The 21,670-nt window shown below is 73.6% G+C and carries 18 protein-coding genes; 10 read left to right on the plus strand and 8 right to left on the minus strand.

Annotated elements, in window-relative coordinates:
* Nucleotides 1-667 precede the first annotated feature (667 nt).
* Entirely contained in the window at nt 668-1,261 is a 594-nt protein-coding gene (locus N3K63_RS13660) for a DnaJ family domain-containing protein (RefSeq protein ID WP_261580746.1), read from the minus strand.
* A 168-nt stretch (nt 1,262-1,429) separates the two neighbouring features.
* Here N3K63_RS13660 and N3K63_RS13665 point away from each other — a divergent pair, with 168 nt between their 5' ends.
* The 5 genes from N3K63_RS13665 (at nt 1,430) to N3K63_RS13685 (ending at nt 7,326) form a co-directional block, all read left to right on the plus strand.
* Nucleotides 1,430-2,029 carry a PadR family transcriptional regulator gene (locus N3K63_RS13665; RefSeq protein ID WP_261580747.1) on the plus strand — a complete coding sequence of 200 codons (600 nt, stop codon included), beginning with the start codon at nt 1,430-1,432 and terminating at the stop codon, nt 2,027-2,029.
* A complete protein-coding gene (locus N3K63_RS13670) occupies nt 2,026-2,739 on the plus strand; it encodes an ABC transporter ATP-binding protein (RefSeq protein ID WP_261580748.1) in 714 nt (237 codons plus the stop codon). The genes N3K63_RS13665 and N3K63_RS13670 overlap by 4 nt, the downstream gene beginning before the upstream one ends.
* A complete protein-coding gene (locus N3K63_RS13675; RefSeq protein WP_261580749.1) occupies nt 2,736-5,555 on the plus strand; it encodes an FtsX-like permease family protein in 2,820 nt (939 codons plus the stop codon). The genes N3K63_RS13670 and N3K63_RS13675 overlap by 4 nt, the downstream gene beginning before the upstream one ends.
* A gap of 196 nt (nt 5,556-5,751) precedes the next feature.
* Nucleotides 5,752-6,372: a hypothetical protein gene (locus N3K63_RS13680; protein ID WP_261580750.1), complete on the plus strand. Its 621-nt coding sequence runs from the start codon at nt 5,752-5,754 to the stop codon at nt 6,370-6,372.
* A 123-nt stretch (nt 6,373-6,495) separates the two neighbouring features.
* Nucleotides 6,496-7,326, plus strand: a complete 831-nt coding sequence (locus tag N3K63_RS13685; protein WP_261580751.1) for a sulfurtransferase — start codon at nt 6,496-6,498, stop codon at nt 7,324-7,326.
* Nucleotides 7,327-7,364: 38 nt separating this feature from the next.
* Here N3K63_RS13685 and N3K63_RS13690 read toward each other — a convergent pair whose 3' ends face one another.
* The 4 genes from N3K63_RS13690 to N3K63_RS13705 form a co-directional block, all read right to left on the minus strand.
* The gene (locus tag N3K63_RS13690; protein WP_261580752.1) at nt 7,365-9,290 is read right to left on the minus strand and encodes a glycoside hydrolase family 127 protein; all 1,926 of its coding nucleotides are present in this window, start codon (nt 9,288-9,290) and stop codon (nt 7,365-7,367) included.
* Nucleotides 9,291-9,292: 2 nt separating this feature from the next.
* On the minus strand, nt 9,293-10,186 hold the full coding sequence (locus N3K63_RS13695) for a carbohydrate ABC transporter permease (RefSeq protein WP_261580753.1): 894 nt from the start codon (nt 10,184-10,186) through the stop codon (nt 9,293-9,295).
* 3 nt (nt 10,187-10,189) lie between these two features.
* Entirely contained in the window at nt 10,190-11,119 is a 930-nt protein-coding gene (locus tag N3K63_RS13700; protein ID WP_261580754.1) for a carbohydrate ABC transporter permease, read from the minus strand.
* A gap of 69 nt (nt 11,120-11,188) precedes the next feature.
* Nucleotides 11,189-12,481 (minus strand): ABC transporter substrate-binding protein, encoded by a 1,293-nt coding sequence (locus N3K63_RS13705; RefSeq protein WP_261580755.1) that lies wholly within the window; start codon nt 12,479-12,481, stop codon nt 11,189-11,191.
* 161 nt (nt 12,482-12,642) lie between these two features.
* Between N3K63_RS13705 and N3K63_RS13710 the strand changes: the two genes are divergently transcribed.
* Nucleotides 12,643-13,659 (plus strand): LacI family DNA-binding transcriptional regulator, encoded by a 1,017-nt coding sequence (locus tag N3K63_RS13710; protein ID WP_261580756.1) that lies wholly within the window; start codon nt 12,643-12,645, stop codon nt 13,657-13,659.
* 6 nt (nt 13,660-13,665) lie between these two features.
* Here N3K63_RS13710 and N3K63_RS13715 read toward each other — a convergent pair whose 3' ends face one another.
* Complete coding sequence (locus tag N3K63_RS13715; RefSeq protein ID WP_261580757.1) at nt 13,666-14,511, minus strand: NAD-dependent epimerase/dehydratase family protein; 846 nt, start codon at nt 14,509-14,511, stop codon at nt 13,666-13,668.
* A 736-nt stretch (nt 14,512-15,247) separates the two neighbouring features.
* Between N3K63_RS13715 and N3K63_RS13720 the strand changes: the two genes are divergently transcribed.
* The 4 genes from N3K63_RS13720 to N3K63_RS13735 all read left to right on the plus strand — a co-directional run bounded on the left by N3K63_RS13720 (nt 15,248) and on the right by N3K63_RS13735 (nt 20,567).
* Complete coding sequence (locus tag N3K63_RS13720; RefSeq protein WP_261580758.1) at nt 15,248-16,312, plus strand: LacI family DNA-binding transcriptional regulator; 1,065 nt, start codon at nt 15,248-15,250, stop codon at nt 16,310-16,312.
* Nucleotides 16,313-16,402: 90 nt separating this feature from the next.
* Nucleotides 16,403-18,022: a xylulokinase gene (locus N3K63_RS13725; RefSeq protein WP_390895275.1), complete on the plus strand. Its 1,620-nt coding sequence runs from the start codon at nt 16,403-16,405 to the stop codon at nt 18,020-18,022.
* Nucleotides 18,023-18,111: 89 nt separating this feature from the next.
* Entirely contained in the window at nt 18,112-19,614 is a 1,503-nt protein-coding gene (gene araA / locus N3K63_RS13730) for an L-arabinose isomerase (RefSeq protein WP_261580760.1), read from the plus strand.
* On the plus strand, nt 19,614-20,567 hold the full coding sequence (locus N3K63_RS13735) for an aldose 1-epimerase family protein (protein ID WP_261580761.1): 954 nt from the start codon (nt 19,614-19,616) through the stop codon (nt 20,565-20,567). Before araA ends, N3K63_RS13735 begins: the two co-directional genes overlap by 1 nt.
* Nucleotides 20,568-20,677: 110 nt before the next feature.
* Here the strand turns inward: N3K63_RS13735 and N3K63_RS13740 are convergent, their stop codons facing one another.
* Both N3K63_RS13740 and N3K63_RS13745 read right to left on the minus strand, forming a co-directional pair.
* Nucleotides 20,678-21,193 (minus strand): hypothetical protein, encoded by a 516-nt coding sequence (locus N3K63_RS13740; protein ID WP_261580762.1) that lies wholly within the window; start codon nt 21,191-21,193, stop codon nt 20,678-20,680.
* Nucleotides 21,194-21,221: 28 nt separating this feature from the next.
* Entirely contained in the window at nt 21,222-21,632 is a 411-nt protein-coding gene (locus tag N3K63_RS13745; RefSeq protein WP_261580763.1) for a DUF4383 domain-containing protein, read from the minus strand.
* Nucleotides 21,633-21,670 lie beyond the last annotated feature (38 nt).

Consider the following 21,670-nt stretch of genomic DNA (forward strand, 5'->3'; position numbering starts at 1 on the left):
GGGGGTCGGGGGTGCTGGGGGTCGGGAGTGCTGGGGGTCGGGGGTGCGCGCCTCGGGCACCGAGTGCCGGGCGGCGTGCTTCGGTCGCCGAGTGCCGGGCGCGTGCTTCGGTCGCCGAGTGCGCGAGCGCGTGCCTCGGTCGCCGAGTGCACGAGGTAGCGCCGAGTGAACGGCATCCGCACGGTGTTTAGGTCGTGTACTCGGCGGTAGGTCGTTCACTCGGGGATGGTGATGCCGCGTGGTGAGTGTGCGCGGGGGGCGTCGAGCTCGGGTCCGGGTGCCGGGGCGTGCGGCTCGGGTTCGGGTGCCGGGGTGCGGGGCGCCGGATGCGAGGTGCCGCCTTCTGGGCGCCCTCGGTCGCCGAGTGCACGAGGTAGCGCCGAGTGAACGGCATCCGCACGGTGTCTAGGTCGTGTACTCGGCGGTAGGTCGTTCACTCGGGGATGGGAATACTGCCTGGTGGGTGTGGGTGTGGGTGTGGGTGTGGCGTCGAGCTTGAGTCCGGATGCGGGCGTGTCGGGCGCCGCTCGCGGAGCGCCCTGCGCGCCGAGTGCACGAGGTAGCGCCGAGTGAACGGCATCCGCACGGTGTTTAGGTGGTGTACTCGGCGGTAGGTCGTTCACTCGGGGGAATGTCCAGCGCTGAACGCCTCCAGCCCCAGCCGCCCTCACCCGCGGCGGCGCCACCAGCGCCGGGGCCCGGGCTCGGGCCCCGGCTCGGGCGCGGGGGCGGCGGCGCGGCGCGCGCGCCAGGCGGCGACCTCGGCCTCGACGTCGTGGGTGGGGGTGACCACGGGCGGGCCGCCCTGCAGCTGGCGGCGGGCCTCGATCACGCGGCGGTTGAAGTCGTCGACGTAGTCGCGCACGTCGTCCTCGCGGCGCAGCGCGTCGACGCGCTCGGCGAACTCGGCGTGCTCGGTGCGCAGCGTGAGCGCCGGGGGACCGAGCCCGGTGAGCTGCTCGGTCTGGATCTTACGGCGGATCCACCAGTCGGGGTCGTGGTGGTCGCCGAGGCCCTCGAGGGGCTTGCCCGCGCCGGGCAGGTCGTCGAAGTCGCCGCGCCGGATGGCCTGCTGGATCGCCGTCTCGACGTACATCGCCCGGTCGTGCGCGCTGGGCGTCGCCGGGGGAGCGTCCGGATGCGACGACTCGCCGACCTCGTGCTCCGGGCCGGCGGCCTGGGCCGCGCGATAGCGCAGCGCCTCGATGCGCGCGTCCCGAGTCGCGGCGCGGGGGTCGGTGGCATCGCGTCTGTCCGCCATGCCTCCACGATAGGACGGCATCCGCCCCGATAGGACGGCATCCCCCCCCGAGAGGACGGCATCCGCCGCGAGAGGACGGCATCGGCCGCATCGCATGCACACAATGCATCCCGAGTATGCATATACTCAGTAAACACATACTCGGTATGCGGACGAAACGGAGTGCACATGTCGGTGCGACAGAGCCTGTTGGCGATTCTCGATCAGGGAGCCTGCTACGGCTACCAGCTGCGGTCGGAGTTCGACCGCCGCACCGGGTCGACCTGGCCGCTGAACGTCGGTCAGATCTACAGCACGCTCGACCGGCTCGAACGCGACGGCCTGGTCGCCAAGGGCGATGTCGACGAGCAGGGCCACGTCTACTGGCAGATCACGGATGCCGGTTCCGCCGAGGTGCGGGCGTGGCTGTCGTCGCCGGTGGAGCGCTCCGGCGGCACGCGCGACGAACTGGCCATCAAGCTCGCCGTCGCCGCGACCCTTCCCGGCGTCGATGTCGCCGAGGTGATCCAGACCCAGCGCATCGCGTCGCTGCGGCAGCTGCAGGAGCTCAACCGGGCCAAGTACGCGGGCACGAACCCCGACGGCCCCGAGGAGCTGGCCTGGTCACTGGTGGTCGACTCGATGATCTTCCAGGCCGAGGCCGAGATCCGCTGGCTCGACCACACCGAGCAGCGACTGGCGCTGCATCCGCAGCACGCCATGGCGCTGGAGCTGTCGACCGACAAGCCCAAACGCGGCCGCCCGGCGAAGGTCGAGGTCGAGGCGTGAGCGCGATCCTCCAGCTGGTCGGCGTGACCCAGCAGTATGGCGAGGGCGCCACGGCGGTCTCGGCCCTCAGCGGCGTCGACCTCACCGTCGAACGCGGCGAACTGGTCGCGATCATGGGCGCGTCGGGGTCGGGCAAGTCGACCCTGCTCTCGATCGCCGGTGGCCTGCAGAAGCCCACGACCGGCGAGGTCGTCGTCGAGGGCACCTACCTGTCGACCGCGTCGTCGCGCGAACTGGCGGCGCTGCGCCGCCGGTCGCTCGGCTTCGTCTTCCAGGACTTCAATCTCATCCCGACCCTCACGGCTCTCGAGAACGTGACGCTGCCGCTGGAGCTCGACGGCTTCCGAGCCCGCGCAGCGCGCCGTGCGGGTCGGGATGCGCTCGCGTCGGTGGGCCTGGAGGCCAAGCTCGAGTCCTACCCCGACGACCTCTCGGGCGGTCAGCAGCAGCGGGTCGCCATCGCCCGGGCGGTGGTGGGTGGGCGCCGCCTGATCCTCGCCGACGAGCCCACCGGCGCCCTCGACTCGGTCACCGGCGAGGCGGTCATGAAGATGATCCGCTCGCGCATCGACCAGGGCGCCGCCGGCATCCTCGTCACCCATGAGGCGCGGCACGCGGCCTGGGCCGACCGCATCGTCTTCCTCCGCGACGGGCGCATCGTCGACCAGTCGCGCCGCGAGGGCGCCGAGTCGCTGCTGGTCGCCCGATGAGCGGCCTCGACGACAGCGGCAGGTCGCGGTGGGCGCGGCTGCGCGCCGACCTGCGCCTCGCCCGCCGGCAGGTGTGGCGCTCGCGCGGGTCGAGCGCCCTGGTCGCGAGCCTCATCGCCCTGCCGATGGCCCTCGTCTCGGGCGGCATCGTGTTCGGCTTCGGGCACGTGCCCACCACCGACGAGACCCTCACCGCCGAGCTCGGGCAGTCGCAGGCGTGGGTGGCCGTGTGGGGCGGCCCCGACCCCTCGGCGCGCCAGTACTTCGACTATCCGACGTGGGTCGAGATCGACCGGCGCGACAGCGGCGAACCCGTCAACACGGTGCAGCCCCTCCGCGACGACGCCGCCGACCTCGTGCCCGCCGGCGCGCTCGAGATCGGCACCGCCTCGGTGACCGCGCAGACCCGCACCGGCATCGCGCCGATGGCCGGGGTCGTCGGCCCGGCCGGCGACGCATCGCTGCGGGGCCGGTTCGAACTGCTCGCCGGCACCGCGGCATCCGGCCCCGGCGAGGCGATGGTGTCGCCGGGCGCCCTCGAACGCCTCGGCGCCGCGGTGGGCGACGAGCTCGTGCTCACCGACCCGGCCGCGACGCTGAAGATCACCGGCGTGCTGAAGAAGGCCGAGAACCCGGATGCCACGGCGACGGTGTTCCTGCCGGGCGCCGACCCGTTCCGCGCGCTGCAGGCCGACATCACCCAGACGCGCTGGTACCTGCCGGAGGCCGGGCTGACGGCATCCGAGGTCGACGCCCTCAACGTGCAGGGGCTGGTCGCGCTCGACCGTGCGCTCTACACCGACCCCGGTGACCGCTCGGCGCCCGTCTACGGGCAGGACGGGGTGGCGTGGTCGATCGGCGCGCTCGTGGCCGCCGTCGCCGTGTTCTGCGCCTACCTCGTGATCCTTCTCGCCGGCGCGGCCTTCTCGGTGAGCGCCCGCCGCCAGCAGCGCGCGCTCGCCGTGGCCGCCAGTGTGGGTGCCGGTCGGCGCGACGTGTTCCGCATCGTGCTGCTGCAGGGCACCGTGCTGGGACTCGCCGGCGGCGCGGTCGGCGCGGCTGCGGGCATCGGACTGGGCGTGCTGTTCCTGCAGCTGCTCGACGACGGCGCCGTCGGGTCGTACTGGGGCCTGCACCTGCCGTGGGGTGCGCTGGCGGGCGTCGTCGCGTTCGCCGTGGCCGTCGGCACGCTCGCCGCCGTGGCTCCGGCCCGTGCCGCGACCAAGGGCGAGGTGATCGCGGCGCTGCGCGGCGCCCGGCGCCCGGTGCGGGTGCGCACCTCGCGGCCGCTGTGGGGCACCCTGTTCATGGTCGTCGGCGTCGCCGTCACCGCCGTGTGCGGGCTCGCGCTGGCCACCCTCACCTCCGGTGTGAATGTCGACTGGTCCCATCCGCTGCTCACCGTCTGCGTCATCGGCGTCGTGTCGGGGCCGCTGCTGCTGCAGCTGGGCGTCATCCTCGCCGGGCACTGGCTGCTCACGCAGGTGGCGCGGCCGCTGGCGCGCATCGGTCTCGCACCGCGCATCGCCAGCCGCGACGCCGCCGCCCACCCGGGCCGGGTCGTGCCCGCCTTCGCCGCCATCGCGGCTGTCGCCTTCTTGGCGTCGGCGGCCCTGTCGGGCGTCGCGGCGTCGATGGGCGCCAGCGAGCGCGGATGGTTTTACCAGGCGCCGGTGGGCACCGTGGCCCTGAGCGGCTACTGGATCGGCGACGGCCCCGCGACCCCTGAGGGGCTGGCTGCCGGGGAGCGGAAGGGCGAGTCGATGCTCGCCCGCACCGAGCCCGAGCGCACCGCCACGGTGCGCACGGCAGACGTGCCGATGCGCTACGACGAGTCGGGCACGCTGGTCAACCCGCAGGACACCTTCGTGGCACCGCAGCTGCAGCAGTTCGTGCCCTGCGACGACGAGACGGGCGGGCCGGCGCGCTGCGTGGCCGTCACCGACGCGGCCTGGGGGAAGGCGCAGGCGATGGGGATCGTCGAGCCCGATGACCTCGACCTCGTCATCGGCCGCAGCGTGCCGGATGCCGTGCGCACCGCGTTCGACGAGGGCGCCGCCGTCGTCATCGACAGCGACTTCCTCGACGCCGACGGGGCGGTCGTGCTGAACCGCTACCGCGTAGGAGACGTGGAGAGCTTCTTCAGCTCGCCGGGGAACGCGCCGCCGCGGGCGCTCGGCACCGAGGCGATCGCGACCGTCGCGGTGCCGGTGTCGACGCCGCCGCCGTGGCGGGTGCTCGTCTCGCCCGATCGCGCCGCCGAGCTGGGACTGGTGCCGGTGGCCTGGACCACCGTCGCCGCCTACCCGCAGACGGCCGTGGCGACCGACGTCGACGCCCTCCGTGCCGACCTCGACAACATGTGGCGCACCGATGCCGAGTACTCGATGTGGGTGGCCCTCGAGCAGGGCCCGCCCGACACCGCGCCGTGGCTGTGGCTCATCCTCGGGGCCACCGCGACCCTCGTGGTGGGAGCCTCCGGTGTGGCGCTGGGGCTGGCCCGCGTCGAACGGCGCCCCGACGACGCCACGCTCGCGGCGGTCGGCGGCAGCCGCGGGCTGCGCCGCGGCATCGCGTTCTGGCAGGCGGCGATCATCGCGGGCATGGGCGCGCTCACCGGCGCGGCCGCCGGCATCCTGCCGGTGTGGGGAGTGATCCTCGCCTCGTCCGCGTCGTGGAGTCCGCCGACGCTGAGCGATCTGCCGTGGCCCTGGCTGCTGCTGCTCGGCGTGGGACTGCCTCTGGCGATCGCGGTCGTCTCGTGGGCCGTGCCCCCGCGCGATCCCGACCTCACCCGCCGCACCGCCATCGCCTGACCGCACCCGATCGCGCCGGATCCCACCCTCTCAGGGAATCTTCAGGAAACCGGCGCGATCGGCGTCGTGACGCGGATGCCGGTGGCCGCGGCCGGGGCGATCCGGGCCGATCCGCGGCCGACGACCCATCCGATCCGCCGCCCGCTCCGGACCTCCTGATGTGCGGCAAACGCCCACGGAAGGAAGGAAGACAGACATGCGTACCAACCTGAAGCGAGCAGCGATCTTCGGCACGGCGGGCCTCGGCGCCGTCGCCCTCTCGGCGGGCTTCGCGCTGCCGGCGATGGCCGATGACAGCGACCACACCACCACCACCTCGTCGTCGGCGACCGACATCTCGTCGTGGACCGACGCCGACGCTTCGGTCGACGCGTTCCAGGCGTGGATCCACGATGTCATCGACGCCCAGTCGGGTGACGTGACCGGCGGCGACACGCAGATCGGCAACGGCAGCAGCCTCGTCGAGGGACCGCTGCTGGGCGACGTGTCGACCGGTGACATCCTCTCCGGCCCGATCGGCTCGGGCAACGAGACCCCCATCGGCTCGGGCAACGATGTGAGCGCCCCGATCGGCTCGGGCAATGACACGAGCGTCGAGGCCCCGATCGGCTCGGGCAATGACGTCGCCAGCGGCAACGAGGTCGCCAATGGCACCGAGGTCGCGCCCAGCGTGGGCAACGGCACCGACGTGGGCGTCGGCGACATCGGCGCCGAGGTGGGCGACCTGACCAACGACATCGGCACCGAGGTGGGCGACCTCGTGGGTGACGTGTCGTCTGATGTCGACGACCTCGTCGGCGGCATCCTGGGCGACTGACACTCCAGTCACCCGTGGGGCGGCGCCGGGGCTTCGGCCTCGGCGCCGCCCTTGCGCGTGCGCGGCGTGCCGCGGCGCCCGCTGTGCCCGGCCGGGCGCCGGTGCGGGGCGTAGCCTCGGAGGATGAGCGCCCCCGACCTGATCGACCCTCGCGAGCTCGCCGACCTGATCGCCGCCGGCACCGTGCGCGTGCTGGATGTGCGCTGGAGCCTGCCCGAGCCCGACGGCCGCCCCGCCTACGAGGTCGGCCACATCCCGACGGCGGTCTACGTCAGCCTCGACGACGAGTTGGCCGCCCACGGCGCGCCCGCCGACGGACGGCATCCGCTGCCGGCCACCGCCGAGCTGCAGGCCGCCGCCCGGCGCTGGGGCCTGCACGACGGCGACACCGTCGTGGTCTACGACGACTGGCAGATGTACGGGTCGTCGCGGGCGTGGTGGCAGCTGACGGATGCCGGGGCGACGGTGCGCGTGCTCGACGGCGGGCTGGCCGCCTGGCGGGCCGCCGGCCTGCCGCTGGACGCGGGCGACGTCGTGCCGGAGCCGGGCGCGATCACCCTCGGCGCCGGGGGTCTGCGGCAGCTGACGATCGACGAGGCGGCCGCCCTCCCGGCCGCCGGCACGCTGCTCGACGTGCGCGCGGGGGAGCGCTACCGGGGCGAGGTCGAGCCGATCGACCCGCGCGCCGGTCACATTCCCGGGGCGCGCAGCGCGCCCACCGCCGAGAGCGTCGACGCGGCCGGGCGCTTCCTCGACCCGGCGTCGCTGCGGGAGCGGTTCGCGGGGCTCGGCGACGCCGGGCCGGTCGGCGTGTACTGCGGATCGGGCGTCTCGGCGGCCCACGCGGTGCTCGCGCTGCGGCTGGCCGGCATCGACGCCGCGCTCTACCCCGGCTCGTGGAGCCAGTGGTCGAACCACCCGGGCCGCCCCGTGGCCACCGGCCCGACGCCGTAGCGCCGGGCCGCCCGTCGCTCGCGCGTTCGCGCCGGCGGTCAGGCCCGCTCGGGAATCCAGACGCGCATCGTCGACGGGCCCCGGCCCGCCCAGTCGTGGTAGGCCACGAGAGGCACCTCGACGGCGTGCGCGTCGGGCGCGGCGACCTCGGCCCCGTAGGGCCAGTCGGGGGCGGCGGAGCCGACCGGGTGCACCCGCACCCACACCCGCCCGTCCCGCTCGACCGGCTCTCCCTCGACGGCCAGGCCGTCGACGTCGGCGGGCCCGGAGGCCGGGAAGTCCACCGACTCCAGCGCCAGCACCTCGGGGCCGCGCTCGATCGCGACGCACCCGCGCACCGCGTCGATGCGCGGGTCGGGGCGCGTGATGCGCGGCGCCACCGGCAGCGCCAGCTGCACGACGTCGCCCGCCCGGAACGCGCGCCGCACCGTCGCCGTCCCCGGGGCGACCTCGCGGGTGGCGCCGTCGGGCTCGGTGAGCACCGCGCCGGCGGCCCACGCGGGCACGCGCAGCGACAGAGTCCACGCCGCGTCGGCGTCTGACGTCACCCGCACGCGCACGAGGCCCGACGCCGGGTAGGCGGTGTCGATCTCGAGGCCGATCGCGCGCCCGTCGTCGAGGGTGGTGGCGAGGGTCGCCGGCGCGTACTGGTGCAGCTGGATGCCGTCGGCATCGGCCGTGGCGAGGTAGGCGTCGAGGCTGGCCAGGGTGCGCGCCACGTTGGGCGGGCAGCACGACACGTCGAACCACGGCGCCCGCAGCGACGCCGACGCACGCGGCGAGGTCTGCTCGGGGTCGGCGGGCCGACGGGCCACCCGCTGGTGCAGCGTGTTGGCGTAGTAGAAGGCGCGGCCGTCGTGGCTGGGCGAGGTGGCCACCACGTTGTAGAGGGTGCGCTCGATGAGGTCGGCGTACCCGGCGGCGTCGCCACCGGCATCCGTCGCAGCTTCCCCCGCCAGCAGCAGCCGCCAGCTGAACATGATCGAGCCGATGCCCGCGCACGTCTCGGAGTAGGCGCGGTCGCTGGGCAGCTCGAAGTCGTCGCCGAACGCCTCGTCCTGGTGGTGCGAGCCCTGCCCGCCGGTGAGATAGGTGCGGGTGGCGACGGTGCGCGCCCACTGCGCGCGGAGGGCCCGCAGCAGCTCGTCGTCGCCGGCATCCACGGCCACATCCACCGCGCCCGCCGACAGATAGTTCGCGCGCACGGCATGCCCGCGCAGCACCTCGGCCTGCCGCACCGGCACGTCGTCCTGGTAGTACGAGCGGCCCCACTCGATGTCGCGCAGGCTCTGGTGGCCGCGCCGCTGGATGAACAGCCGCGCCATGCGGGCGTGCCGCGGCGACCCGGTGACCCGCGCCAGTTCGGCGAGGCCCACCTCGACCTCAGCATGCCCGCACACCGACTCGATGCCGCCGTCGTCGAACACGTCGCAGACGAGGTCGGCGGCGCGCACGGCCACCGCCAGCAGGCCGTCATCGGCGCCCGGCCGCGTGCGCTCCCGGGCGACGGCGGCCTGGAACAGGTGCCCCAGGCAGTACAGCTCGTGCCCCCACTCCAGGTCCGACCAGCGGGGCTCCTGCCCCGGGCGGCCGAAACGGGTGTTGAGGTAGCCGTCGGGCTCCTGCGCGGCGGCGACCCGCCGGGCGACCGCGCGGAAGCGCGCCTCGAGTGCGGCATCCGTCGACCGGCCCAGCTGCCAGGCGACCGCCTCGAGGTACTTGTAGACCTCGGAGTCGGAGAACTCCCGGCCCCGGCGGCCGGCGGGCAGCGTGCCCGCCGCGGCGAGGTCGAAGTTGGGCAGCCAGCCCTCCGACTCGAGCTTGCCCTCGATGTGCGGCAGGGTCGCGGCCGCGTTCACGCGCTGCCGGTCGGCCCAGAAGCCGCCGGTGATGCGCACCTCGTCGAGACCGAGCGGCCGCAGCGAGCCGCGGGAGGGGGAGACGGGAACGGAACGGGAAGACATGTTCACCCCTTGAAGGCGCCGGACATGAAGCCGCGGACGTAGTGACGCTGGAGGACGAGGAACAGCAGGATGCAGGGGAGGGCGAGCACCACGACGCCGGCCTCGGTGGCGCCGTAGTCGATGACGCCCTGCACCTGCACGCGCAGGTTGGACACGGCCAGCGGCAGCGTCATGCGGTTGGTGTCGGTGATGAGGATGAGGGGCGCCATGAAGTCGTTCCACGCGGCGAGGAAGGCGAACAGCCCCACCGTGACCAGGCCCGGCTTCACCGCCGGCAGCAGCACCCGCCACAGCGCCGTCCACGTGGAGCTGCCGTCGACGAGGGCGGCCTCGTCGAGCTCGCGCGGGATCGACTCGAACGAGATGCGCATCATGAACATCGAGAACGGCAGCTGGAACATCGTCAGCACGATCGCCACGCCCACCAGCGAGTTGCTGAGGCCGACGCTGTTCAGCAGCACGTACAGCGGGATGAGCAGCGTCGCGTAGGGCACCATGAGGATCGCCAGCGTCGTGAGGAACAGCACGTTCTTGCCCGGGAAGCGGAACCGCGCGAACGCGTAGCCGCCCAGCAGCGACACGAACAGGGTGAGCACCACCGTCAGCAGCGACACGAACAGCGAGTTGCCCAGGTACACCCAGATGCCCGCCTGGTAGTTCGCCAGCGCGATGTAGTTGCCCAGGCCCCAGCCGGAGGGCTGGCTGGTGCCGGCCCGCCCCTGCACCGACGAGACCGCCGTCCAGATGAGCGGGTAGAGGAACAGGATCGCCAGCGCCGTGGTCAGCAGCCAATACGGCATCCCGAGCACGATGCGGCCCGCGGTGCTGCGGCCGGGCCGGGCGCGGGGCGTGTCGACGTGGAGGATCTCGTCGGGGGCGGAGGTCTGCAGGGTCATGGTTCAGCTCTCGTCGCGGCGGAACGCGCGCAGTTGGAAGACGTTGATGACGATGAGGGCCAGCAGCACGATCACCGAGAGGGCGCCGGCGACGCCGAGGTCGTTCTGGCCCTGGAAGGCGACGCTGTAGATGAGCTGCACCACGGTCATCGTGGAGTTGTCGGGGCCGCCCTTGGTGAGGATGTAGAACTGCTCGAACGCGAGCAGCGACCCGGTCACGCACATCACGATCGTGAGGGCGAAGGTGGGCTTCAGCAGCGGCACCGTCACGTCGCGGAAGGTCTGCCAGCGCGAGGCGCCGTCGATGCGGGCCGCTTCGTAGACGTCGTCGGGGATGCCCTGCAGGCCCACCAGCATCAGCAGCATGTAGAAGCCGGCGTAGCGCCAGACGATGAGGAACACCGTCGACCAGAGGGCGCCGTCGGGGGTGCCGAGGAAGGTGAAGCCCCACGACTGCATGAGCTCGGCGAACGGGCCCGCATAGGGGGAGTAGAGCACGTAGAACAGCAGGGATGCCGAGGCCAGACCCAGCGCGCTGGGCACGAGGAACGAGGTGCGCAGGATCGCCTTCCAGCGGGTCGACTCCTGCACGAGCAGGGCGAGCCCCAGGCCCAGGCCGATGAGGATGACCGTGGTGATCACCGTGTACTTCACGGTGAAGCCGATCGAGTCCCAGAACAGGCGATGGGTGAGCGCCTTGTCGTAGTTCTCGGGGAAGTTCCAGCCGCGGTTGCCCGCCAGCAGCGGCCAGTCGGATGCCGACATCTGCACGACCAGCAGCAGCGGCACGACGAACACGAACACGACGAACAGCAGCGTCGGGGCGGCGTACGCCCACCCCTGCAGCGCCTCGCGGCGGGTGCGACGGGAGCGCCGCGTGCGGGCGGGGCGGGGGCGGACGGTGCTCGCGCGCGGGGGAGCATCGACGGTCATGGCGGGCCTTTCTGACGAACGGGGAGGAGAGATGCCGGGTGGACGCGGGCGCGCCCACCCGGCGCGCGATCACTGCTGGAGGATCGCGGTGATGCCCTCGTTGTCCTCGTCGACGGTGTCGGTGCCCTGCAGCACCGCGTTGCGCACGAGCGTCAGCCACGGGCTGCCGGGAGCGTTGAACGCCTGCTGGAAGTTCAGCGCCACCGGGGTGTCGCCCTGACCGGCGACCTCGTTGATGGTCACCAGACGCGGGTCCTTCGCGGCGTACTCGTTGTCGGCGAAGTCGGCGCGCGAGACGACGTCGTTGTTCTTGGCGAGCACCTGCACCTGCGCCTCCTCCGACATCATCCAGTTGAGGAAGTTCCACGCCTGCGGCGACTTCTTCGAGTCCTTCGAGATGCCGATGCCGTCACCGCCGACGAACGTCGACGCGCCGCCGCCGGGGCCCGGGATGCCGGCCACGCCGGCCTCGAACGGGGTGGACGACAGCAGCGTCGCCGGGTAGAACATCAGCCCGACGTTGCCCTCGGTGAAGCCCGCCGTCCAGGTGGGGCCGGCCTCGTCCTGCGACGAGGGCAGCACCGCGCCCGACTCCCACAGGTCGCGCCAGGTGTCGTAGACCTCCTTCGCGGAGTCGCCGGCCAGCAGCGACTCGGTGCCGTCGTCGCTGAGCACCTCTTCGCCGTCGGCCCACACGGTCGGGAACCAGGTGAACACCAGGCATCCGCCGCAGTTGAGGCCGGTGGCGGTGCCGTAGACACCGGGCTTGTTCAGCGCCTGGATCTTCTTGGCGGCGTCGGCGAACTCGGCGAGGTCGGCCGGGGCCTTCTCGGGGTCGAGGCCGGCCTCGGTGAACAGCTCCTTGTTCCAGAACATCATCGACAGGTCGAGCACGAACGGCAGCACGTGCTCCTGGCCGTCGCTGGTGCCGGCCGACAGGTGGCCCTTGTTGATCTGGTCCTTGAAGTCGAGCGCGTCGATCTGGGTCGAGATGTCCTGGAACAGTCCCTGCTCCACCCAGTTGGGCACGTAGACGATGTCGGCGGCGAACAGGTCGGGGAGCCCGCCCGAGCCGGCGGCGGCGCCGACCTTGGCGACGTAGTCGTCGTTGGGCACGACGGTGAGCTCGACCTGGTTCTCGTGGCTGGCGTTGTAGGCGTCGACCAGCAGGTTGGCCTGCTTCTCGAGCGGCGCGCGCGTCCACAGGGTGAGTGTCGTGCCGTCGTCGACCCCCTCGGGGCCGATGGATTCGGCCGGGGCGGGGGTGGCTCCGCCGCCGGCGCAGCCGGCGAGGGTGATCAGTGCCGTCGCGGCGGCGACCGCGGTCAGGGCCCGCAGCCCACGGCGTCGGTGGATGGTCATGCTGTGACTCCTCTTGCTCTTCGTTGAGCGACCCGGTGTGCTGAGACCGGGTGCGCGGGACCGGGTGGGCGAAAAGCCCGAAACCCTTTTCGGCAACGTAGCGAAAGGGCTACGGTGTCGTCAAGAGGTCAACGCGATACCGTTTACGAGAGGGAGGTCGGGTGAGTTCCGAATCACGGGCGACGACGCTGAGCGATGTGGCCAGGCGTGCAGGCGTGTCGATCGCGACCGCCTCCAAGGCCCTGAACGGCCGCGACGACGTCGCCGCCGACACCCGCCGCCGCGTGCTCGACGCCGCCCAGGCGCTCTCGTTCACGCCCAACGCGATGGCCCGCGGCCTGCTGGCCGGGCGCACCGGCACGGTCGGCCTTCTCACCAGCGACCTCGAAGGTCGCTTCATGCTGCCGATCCTCATGGGCGCCGAAGACGCCTTCGGCTCGGGGCAGGTGAGCGTCTTCCTGTGCGACGCGCGCGGCGACGCCATCCGCGAGCAGCACCACCTCAAGGCCCTCCTCGGGCGCCGCGTCGACGGCATCATCGTCGTGGGTCGGCAGACCGACCCCCGCCCGTCGCTCGGGCAAGACCTGCCGGTGCCGGTCGTCTACGCCTACGCGCCCTCCGACGACCCCCGCGACCTGTCGCTCACCCCCGACAACTACAGCGGCGGGCGCCTGGCCGTCGAGCACCTGCTGGCGTGCGGGCGCACGCGCATCGCCCACATCTCGGGCGACCCGTCGTATGCCGCCGCGCAAGACCGCCTCGCCGGGGCGCGGGCGGCGCTGACCGCGGCCGGGCTCGACCTGGTGGGCGAGCCCCTGTTCTCCGCGTGGACCGAGCAGTGGGGCCGCGACGCGGCGGCGATGCTGTTGCAGCGGCATCCGGACATCGACGCGATCTTCTGCGGCTCCGACCAGATCGCCCGTGGAGTGCTCGACACCGCCCGCGACCTCGGCCGCGCGGTGCCCGAAGACCTCGCCGTGATCGGCTACGACAACTGGGAGCTGCTGGCCACCAACGCGCGCCCCGAGCTCACCAGCGTCGACGCCAACCTGCAGCAGCTCGGGCGTCAGGCCGCGCAGCGCGTGTTCGACGCCATCGACGGGGTCGACATCGGCGAGGGCGTGCACCACCTGCCGGTGCGGCTGGTCATCCGCGGGTCGACGATCGCCCGCCGCTGAGGCGGGTCAGTCCTCGTCGCGCCAGGAGTGCTGCGGCGCGTAGCCGAGCAGGCGGCGCGCCTTCTCGGTGGAGAACAGCGAGTCGTGCACGCCCAGGTCGCCGCGCACCTCGACGCCCGGGAAGACCTCGGCCACCAGCTCCGCGTTGGGGCGCGACATGACGGTGTCGGCCGCGGCGATGAGGAAGTGGTCGAAGCCCGCGGGGGCCGACTGCAGCGCCCGCAGCACGGCCTGGGCGCCGTCGCGGGCGTCGATGTACGACCAGAGGTTCCACTTGCGGCGCCGGGCGTCGGCGTCGAAGTCGGGGAACTCGGCGTAGTCCCCGGGCACCATGACGTTTGAGAAGCGCAGCGCGGTGATCGAGGTGTCGGGGTGCCAGCGCACGAGCTCGACGGCCATCGTCTCTTCGAGGTGCTTGACCAGCGAGTACACCGACTCGGGGCGAGCCGGGTAGGCCTCGTCGACGGGCACGTACGGCGGCGGCACGTCGAACGGCAGCCCCTGCACGGTCTCGCTCGACGCGTAGACGATCTTGGTGATGCCCAGGCGCACCGCCGCCCAGAACACGTTGAAGGTCGCCGCGATGTTGTTGTGGAACACGGCCACGTCGGGCCGGATCCCCGGCGCCGGGATCGCGGCCAGGTGCACGAGGGCGTCGACCCCGTCGTGCCGGTCCTGCACCGAGGTGAGGGCGTCGATCACCTGCCCGTAGTCGGTGAGGTCGGTCTGCACGAACCCGAACCCCCGGGTGCCGGCCACGTCGAGCCCGATGACCTCGTGCCCCGCCGCCCTCAACTCCCGGACGACGACCGTGCCGAGCTTGCCCGATGACCCCGTGACCGCGATGCGCATGCCCCCACCCTGCCACGCCCCGGGGCCTCCGGCCCCGCGCCCGGCCCGGCCCCGTCGGCCCCGGCCCCGCGCCCGGCCCGGCCCCGTCGGCCCCGGCCCCGCGCCCGGCCCGGCCCCGTCGGCCCCGGCCCCGCGCCCGGCCCGGCCCCGTCGGCCCCGGCCCGACCCCGGCCCCGCGCCGTGACCATCGGTCGGTCCGGCGCTCGTGACCATCCGTCGGACCGGTGGTGCTGGTGGTGTCTCCCGTGGCGCCCGAGGCCACAGGCGCCCCACCGCCCCGACGGATGGTGCGCCGGCGAGGCCGCTGGCCCGCGCGTGCGGCGCCCCCGCCCCGCCCCGGCGCCCCGGGGCCTGCCCCGCCCCGGCCCCGCCCCGGCCCCGTCCCGGCCCCGCCCCGGCGCGCCGCGCCTGGCCCCGCGCCCGTGACCATCGGTCGGGGCGGTGGTGCTGGTGGTGTCTCCCGTGGCGCCCGAGGCCACAGGTGCCTCACCGCCCCGACCGATGGCGCGCCGGCGAGGCCGATGGCCCGCCCGCGAGGCGCCCCCCGGCCCCGCTCCGGCGCCCCCGCGCTCGTGACCATCGGTCCGACCGGTGGTGCTGGTGGTGTCTCCTGTGGCGTCCGAGGTCACACGCGCCCCACCGCCCCGACGGATGGCGCGCCGCGCCCCACCGCCCCGACCGATGGCGCGCCGGCGAGGCCGATGCCGGGGGGCGCTAGCCTGACTGCGGAGGTCGCATGAGCCAGGACGCCCGCATCGGGGTGCGCGAGGTCGCCACCCACGCCGGGGTGTCGTCGCAGACGGTCTCGCGCGTGCTCAACGCGCACCCGCACGTGCGCGACGAGACGCGCGAGCGCGTGCTGCGCTCGATCGCCGAACTCGGCTACGTCGTCAACAACGCCGCCCGCGCGCTCGGCACGGCCACGACCCGCACGATCGGCGTCGTCGCGAGCGACTCGGGGCTGTTCGGTCCGGCGGCCGGTATCGCCGCGCTCGAGGCGGCCGCCCGGGCCGCAGGCCGCTGGATCTCGACCGCCCACATCGACGCGTCGCGCATCGACGAGGTCGACGACGCCGTGCGGCACCTGCGCGCGCAGGGCGTCGACGGCATCGTCGTGGTCGCCCCGCACGTGTCGACCCTGCCGCGCATCGGCGAGATCGCGCACGGCGTGCCGGTCGTCACGCTCCACGCCGCGACGGGCGAGGGCACCCAGCAGCAGGCCGCCGCGCTCGCCGTCGAGCATCTCGCCGCCCTCGGGCACCGCCGCGTCGCGCACCTCGCCGGCCCCGCGCGCTGGCAGGAGGCGACCCTGCGCGGAGAGGGCGTCACCGCCGCGCTCGCCGCCCTCGGCGCCACCGGCCCCCGCTGGGAGGGCGACTGGTCGGCCGCCGCCGGAGCCCGCCTCGCCCCCGAGATCGCCGCCGCCGTCCGCGCCGAGGCCGGCCCCACCGCCGTGGTCGTCGCCAACGACCAGATGGCGCTCGGGCTCATCGCGGGGCTCCGCGAAGCCGGCATCCGCGTGCCCGAAGACGTCAGCGTCACCGGCTTCGACGACAACCCGGATGCCGCGTTCTACCGCCCCGCGCTCACCACGGTGCGCGTGGACGTCGCCGGCGAGGCGCGCGCGTGCATCGCGGCGCTGATCGGCTCCGACGAGGCGCGGGCGATCGCCCCCGCCGAGCTCGTGGTGCGCGCCTCGACCGCACCGCCCCGCGCCTCGACCGCACCGCCCCGCGCCTCGACCCCACCGCCCCGCGCCTCGACCGTCCCGCCCCGCACCCCCGGGACGCCGCCCGCGTGACCGTGTCGCCCCTGCCGCCCGCCGACGCCCGCACCCCTCTCGCATCCCGACTCTGTTACCGGTAACATGTCTCCCACCGCGCCCGACCCAATGGAGGAATCCGTGGCCACTTCCGCACCCGGTGAGCTGATCCGCTCCGGACGCACCGCCCTCGGCATCGAGCTCGGCTCGACGCGCATCAAGGCGTGCCTCGTCGCCGCCGACGACCCCACCACCGTGCTGGCCGTCGGCAGCCACGAATGGGAGAACGAGTACGTCGACCGGCTGTGGACCTACTCACTGGATGCCGTCTGGTCGGGCCTGCAGGCCGCCTACGCCGACCTCGTCGCCGACGCGCAGCGCCGTCACGACGCCGCGCCGACCACCCTCGGCGCGATCGGCGTCTCGGCGATGATGCACGGCTACCTCGCCTTCGACGCGGCCGGCGAGATGCTCGTGCCCTTCCGCACCTGGCGCAACACGAACACCGGGCCCGCCGCGGCCGAGCTCAGCGACCTGCTCGGGGTGAACATCCCGCTGCGCTGGTCGGTGGCGCACCTGCGCCAGGCCGTGCTCGACGACGAGCCGCACATCGCCCGCCTCGCCCACGTCACCACCCTCGCCGGCCACGTGCACGAGCGCCTCACCGGACGCCGCGTGCTGGGCGTCGGCGACGCGTCGGGCATGTTCCCGATCGACTCGGCGGCCGTCGACTACGACGAAGACCTCGTCGCCCGCTTCGACGGCCTCGCGCCCGGCGTCATCCCGCCGCTGCGCGCGCTGCTGCCCGAGGTGCTCCCTGCGGGGGCGGATGCCGGTGCGCTCACCGCCGCGGGGGCCGCGCTGCTCGATCCGACCGGGGCCCTGCAGCCCGGCATCCCGCTCTGCCCGCCCGAGGGCGATGCCGGCACCGGCATGGTCGCCACCAACGCGGTCGCTCCGCGCACCGGCAATGTGAGCGCCGGCACCAGCATCTTCGCGATGGTCGTGCTCGAGCACCCGCTGGCGCACACCCACCACGAGCTCGACCTCGTCACCACGCCCGCCGGCGACCCGGTGGCGATGGTGCACTGCAACAACGGCGCGAGCGAGCTGGCCGCCTGGGCGGGACTGTTCACGCGCTTCTCGGCGGCGTCGGGCACGGGCCTCGACGGCGACGCGGTGTTCGACGTGCTGTTCCGCGAGGCGCTCACCGGCGACGCCGACGCCGGCGGGCTGCTCGCCTACAATCACCTCGCCGGCGAGCCGATCGCCGGGCTCACCGAGGGCCGGCCGCTGTTCGTGCGCACGCCCGACAGCTCGCTGACCCTCGCCAACGTCATGCGCGCTCAGCTCTACGGCGTGTTCGGCACCCTCGCCCTCGGGATGCGGGTGCTCGACGGCGAAGGCGTCGGCCTCGACCGCATGTTCGCCCACGGGGGCATGTTCCGCACCGCCGGGGTGGCCCAGCGCTTCCTCGCCGCCGCGCTCGATGCTCCCGTCGCCGTCGGCGACACCGCCTCCGAGGGCGGCGCGTGGGGCATCGCCGTGCTCGCCGCTTACCTCGTCTCGCCGCAGGCGGGCGGGGGCCTCAGCACCTACCTCGACGAGACGGTGTTCGCGGATGCCGCGACCACCGTCGCCGACCCCGACCCGGCCGACGTGGCCGGGTTCGCCGCCTACCTCGACCGCTACCGCGCCGGCCTGGCCGTCGAAGCCGCCGCCGTCGCCGCGCTCACCGTCGGCCGGTGAGCGCGTGGCGCGGCGGGGGGGTGCGTTTCGACTCGTCGCTGCGCTCCTCGCTCAACGACCGGTAGACCTCACTTACGAAAGGAATGAACATGACCCTCAACACCGCGCTGGACGGGTACACCGTCTGGTTCGTCACCGGCAGCCAGAACCTCTACGGCGAGGAGACGCTGCGCCAGGTCGCCGAGCAGTCGCAGGAGGTCGTCGCCGGCCTTGACGGGCTGCCCGTGCGCGTCGAGTGGAAGCCGGTGCTGAAGGACTCCGACTCGATCCGGCGCCTCGCGCTCGAGGCCAACGCCGACGACAGCGTCATCGGCGTGGTCGCGTGGATGCACACCTTCAGCCCCGCCAAGATGTGGATCGCCGGCCTCGACGCGCTGCGCAAGCCCCTGCTGCACCTGCACACGCAGGCCAACGTCGAGCTGCCCTGGGCCGACATCGACTTCGACTTCATGAACCTCAACCAGGCCGCCCACGGCGACCGCGAGTTCGGCTACATCCAGACCCGCCTCGGCGTGCCGCGCAAGACCGTCGTCGGCCACGTCTCCAACCCCGAGGTGCGTCGCCAGATCGAGGTGTGGCAGCGCGCGGCCGCCGGCTGGCAGGCCGCCCGCACCCTCAAGCTCGCCCGCTTCGGCGACAACATGCGCTACGTCGCGGTCACCGAGGGCGACAAGACCGAGGCCGAGCTGCGCTTCGGCGTGCAGGTGAACACGTGGGGCGTCAACGAGCTGGCCGAGGCGGTGGCCGCGGCATCCGAGGCCGATGTCGACGCGCTCGTGCAGGTGTACGTCGACACCTACGACGTGGCGGCGGAGCTGCTGCCCGGCGGTGAGCGCCACCAGTCGCTGCGCGACGGCGCGGCCATCGAGATCGGGCTGCGCTCGTTCTTGGAGACCGGCGGCTTCGGCGCGTTCACGACGAGCTTCGAAGACCTCGGCGAGCTGCGGCAGCTGCCGGGCCTGGCCGTGCAGCGCCTCATGGCCGAGGGCTACGGCTTCGGCGCCGAGGGCGACTGGAAGACGGCGATCCTCGTGCGCGTGGCCAACGTGATGGGGGCGGGCCTCCCCGGCGGCGCGAGCCTGATGGAGGACTACACCTACGACCTCGCCCCGGGCGACGAGAAGATCCTCGGCGCGCACATGCTCGAGGTGTCGCCGTCGCTGACCACCGCCAAGCCGCGCCTCGAGGTGCACGCGCTCGGCATCGGCGGCAAGGAAGACCCGGTGCGCCTGGTCTTCACCGCCGACCCCGGCCCCGCCGTCGTGGTCGCGATGAGCGACATGCGCGACCGGTTCCGCCTCACCGCCAACGTGGTGCAGAACATCACCGCGCCCGATCTGCCCAAGCTCCCCGTGGGCCGTGCGATCTGGAAGCCGGCGCCCGACTTCGCCACGAGCGCGGCGTGCTGGCTGATCGCCGGCGCCGCCCACCACACCGTGATGACCACGGCGGTGGGGGTGGACGTGTTCCAGGACTTCGCCGAGATGGCCGGCACCGAGCTGCTCGTCATCGACGAAGACACCACGGTGCGCGGGTTCCAGCGCGAGGTGCGCTGGAACCAGGCCTACTACCGCCTGGCGCAGGGTCTGTGATGGCGGCGGTGGCGCCGGCATCCGGCACGCAGTACACGATCGCCGAGGGCCCGTACCGCGCCGAGATCGCCTCGGTGGGGGCGTCGCTGCGCACCCTCACCCATGACGGGCGTGACCTCGTGCTCGGGTTCGACGCCGACGAGGTGCGCCCCGGGTTCCGCGGCACGACGCTCGCGCCGTGGCCCAACCGCATCGTCGACGGGGTGTACACGTTCGACGGTGTCGAGTACGAGACGGCGCGCACGGATGCCGGGGGCCGCGCCAACGCGCTGCACGGCCTGGCGTCGTGGCTCGACTTCGACGTCGTCGCCCACGACGGCTCGAGCGTGACCCTCGCGGCGATCGTCGTGCCGCGAACCGGCTACCCGTGGCGCATCCGCGTCGAGACGACGTATGCCCTCGGCGCCGACGGCCTCACCCAGACCGTCGTGCAGGCCAACGAGAGTGCGGATGCCGCGCCGCTGGGCACCGGACCGCACCCCTACCTGGTGGCCGGGCCGGGGGCGCTGGACACCTGGACGTTCGAGCTGCCCGCCGCGCAGGTGCTCGAGGTGACCGACGGGCAGATGGTGCCGGTGGCGCTGCGCTCCGTGACCGACGACGCCGAGCGCTTCGACCGGCGCGCACCGCGGGTGCTCGGCGGGGTGCAGATCGATCACGCCTTCACGGGACTGGAACGGGATGCCGATGGCGTGGCGACCGTGCGCGTGAGCGACCCGTCGGGGGTGGGCGTCGAGATGGCCTTCGGCGCCGACTGCCCGTGGGTGCAGGTGTACACCGGCGACCTGCCGGGCGGGGCGGCGACGCCGGGCAACCGTGCCGGCATCGCGGTGGAGCCGATGACCTGCGGGCCCGACGCGTTCAACGCGCACAAGTACGACTACGACACCGGGCTGCAGGTGGTGGCCCCGGGCGCCGCGCTGACGGCATCCTGGCGTATCGCCGCGATCTGAACCCTGGGCGCCCTCGGGCAGCCCGCACCCGTGATGTGAAACAGGGGCCGCCGCATTCCCCCGAGTGCGACGGCCCCTCACCTCCCCTGCGGCGCTGTGACAGCGGGCCGTCAGTGGTGGTGGTCGATGACGAGCGTGTGCTCGGAGTGGTCGGGGGCGAGCCTGCCCGCTTCGGTGGAGGCGAGGGCCGGGGTGACCCCGCCGGCCACGAGGACCGCGGCCACCAGCAGCCCGCTCACACCGGGTCGGCGCACTTCGGGCTGCGCACCGCCCCGGCGGCGGTGGAGGCCGACGGCGGTGACGGCCAGGATGACGGACAAGGCGATGCCGACGGCCACGGCGAGCACGCTGACCCCGGCGGGGTCGGCGATGAGCGCGAGCGCCATCGCGGCGATGCCGGCCACGGCCACGCCGAGGGCGAGGCGGGGGCCGCGCAGTCCGCGGGCCAGCCACGCGACGCCGGCGACCACGGTGAGGGCGCCGGTGGTGAGCAGGAGCACGCCCGCCGCCCGCGGCCCGACGCCGAGGTCACCGGTGATGACGCCGGCGCCGAGCGCGAGCTGCACCAGCCCGGTGCCCCACGCGGTGAGCGTGGGCCACGAGGCGGTGAAGCCGGGACGGCTCATGGTGGCGGACTCCTTCATCGGGCCGGGATCAGGCCAGGGCCGTGCGGTCGGCGCCGCGCTCGGCTCCGATGCCGACGCCCAGCAGCACGAGGGCGCTGGCCAGGTGCAGGAAGTGGTCGAACGTGTTCAGCGCCAGGATGTTGGCGGCCGTGCCGACGAGGAAGAACCCGACGACGCCCAGCAGCAGGTAGGCCGCACCGACGATGGTGTTGACGGTCTTGGCGGCGCGTGCCGAGGCCAGGCCGGCGATCAGCAGCGCGGCGCCGATCAACAGGTGCGCGATGTTGTGCAGCGGGTTGACCTCGAAGATGCCCAGCAGCAGGCCACCCTTGGTGGCGATGAAGCCGACGCCTCCGGTGACGGCGAAGCCGAGCAGGCCGACGAGCAGGTAGACCGCGCCGAAGACGGTGGCGACGAGCCGGTTGGGGGAATTGCGCATGACAACCTCCGATGTTCGTGCGCGGCGGGAACCGCGTC

The sequence above is a fragment of the Microbacterium festucae genome, assembly GCF_025421715.1.
Lineage (GTDB): Bacteria > Actinomycetota > Actinomycetes > Actinomycetales > Microbacteriaceae > Microbacterium > Microbacterium festucae.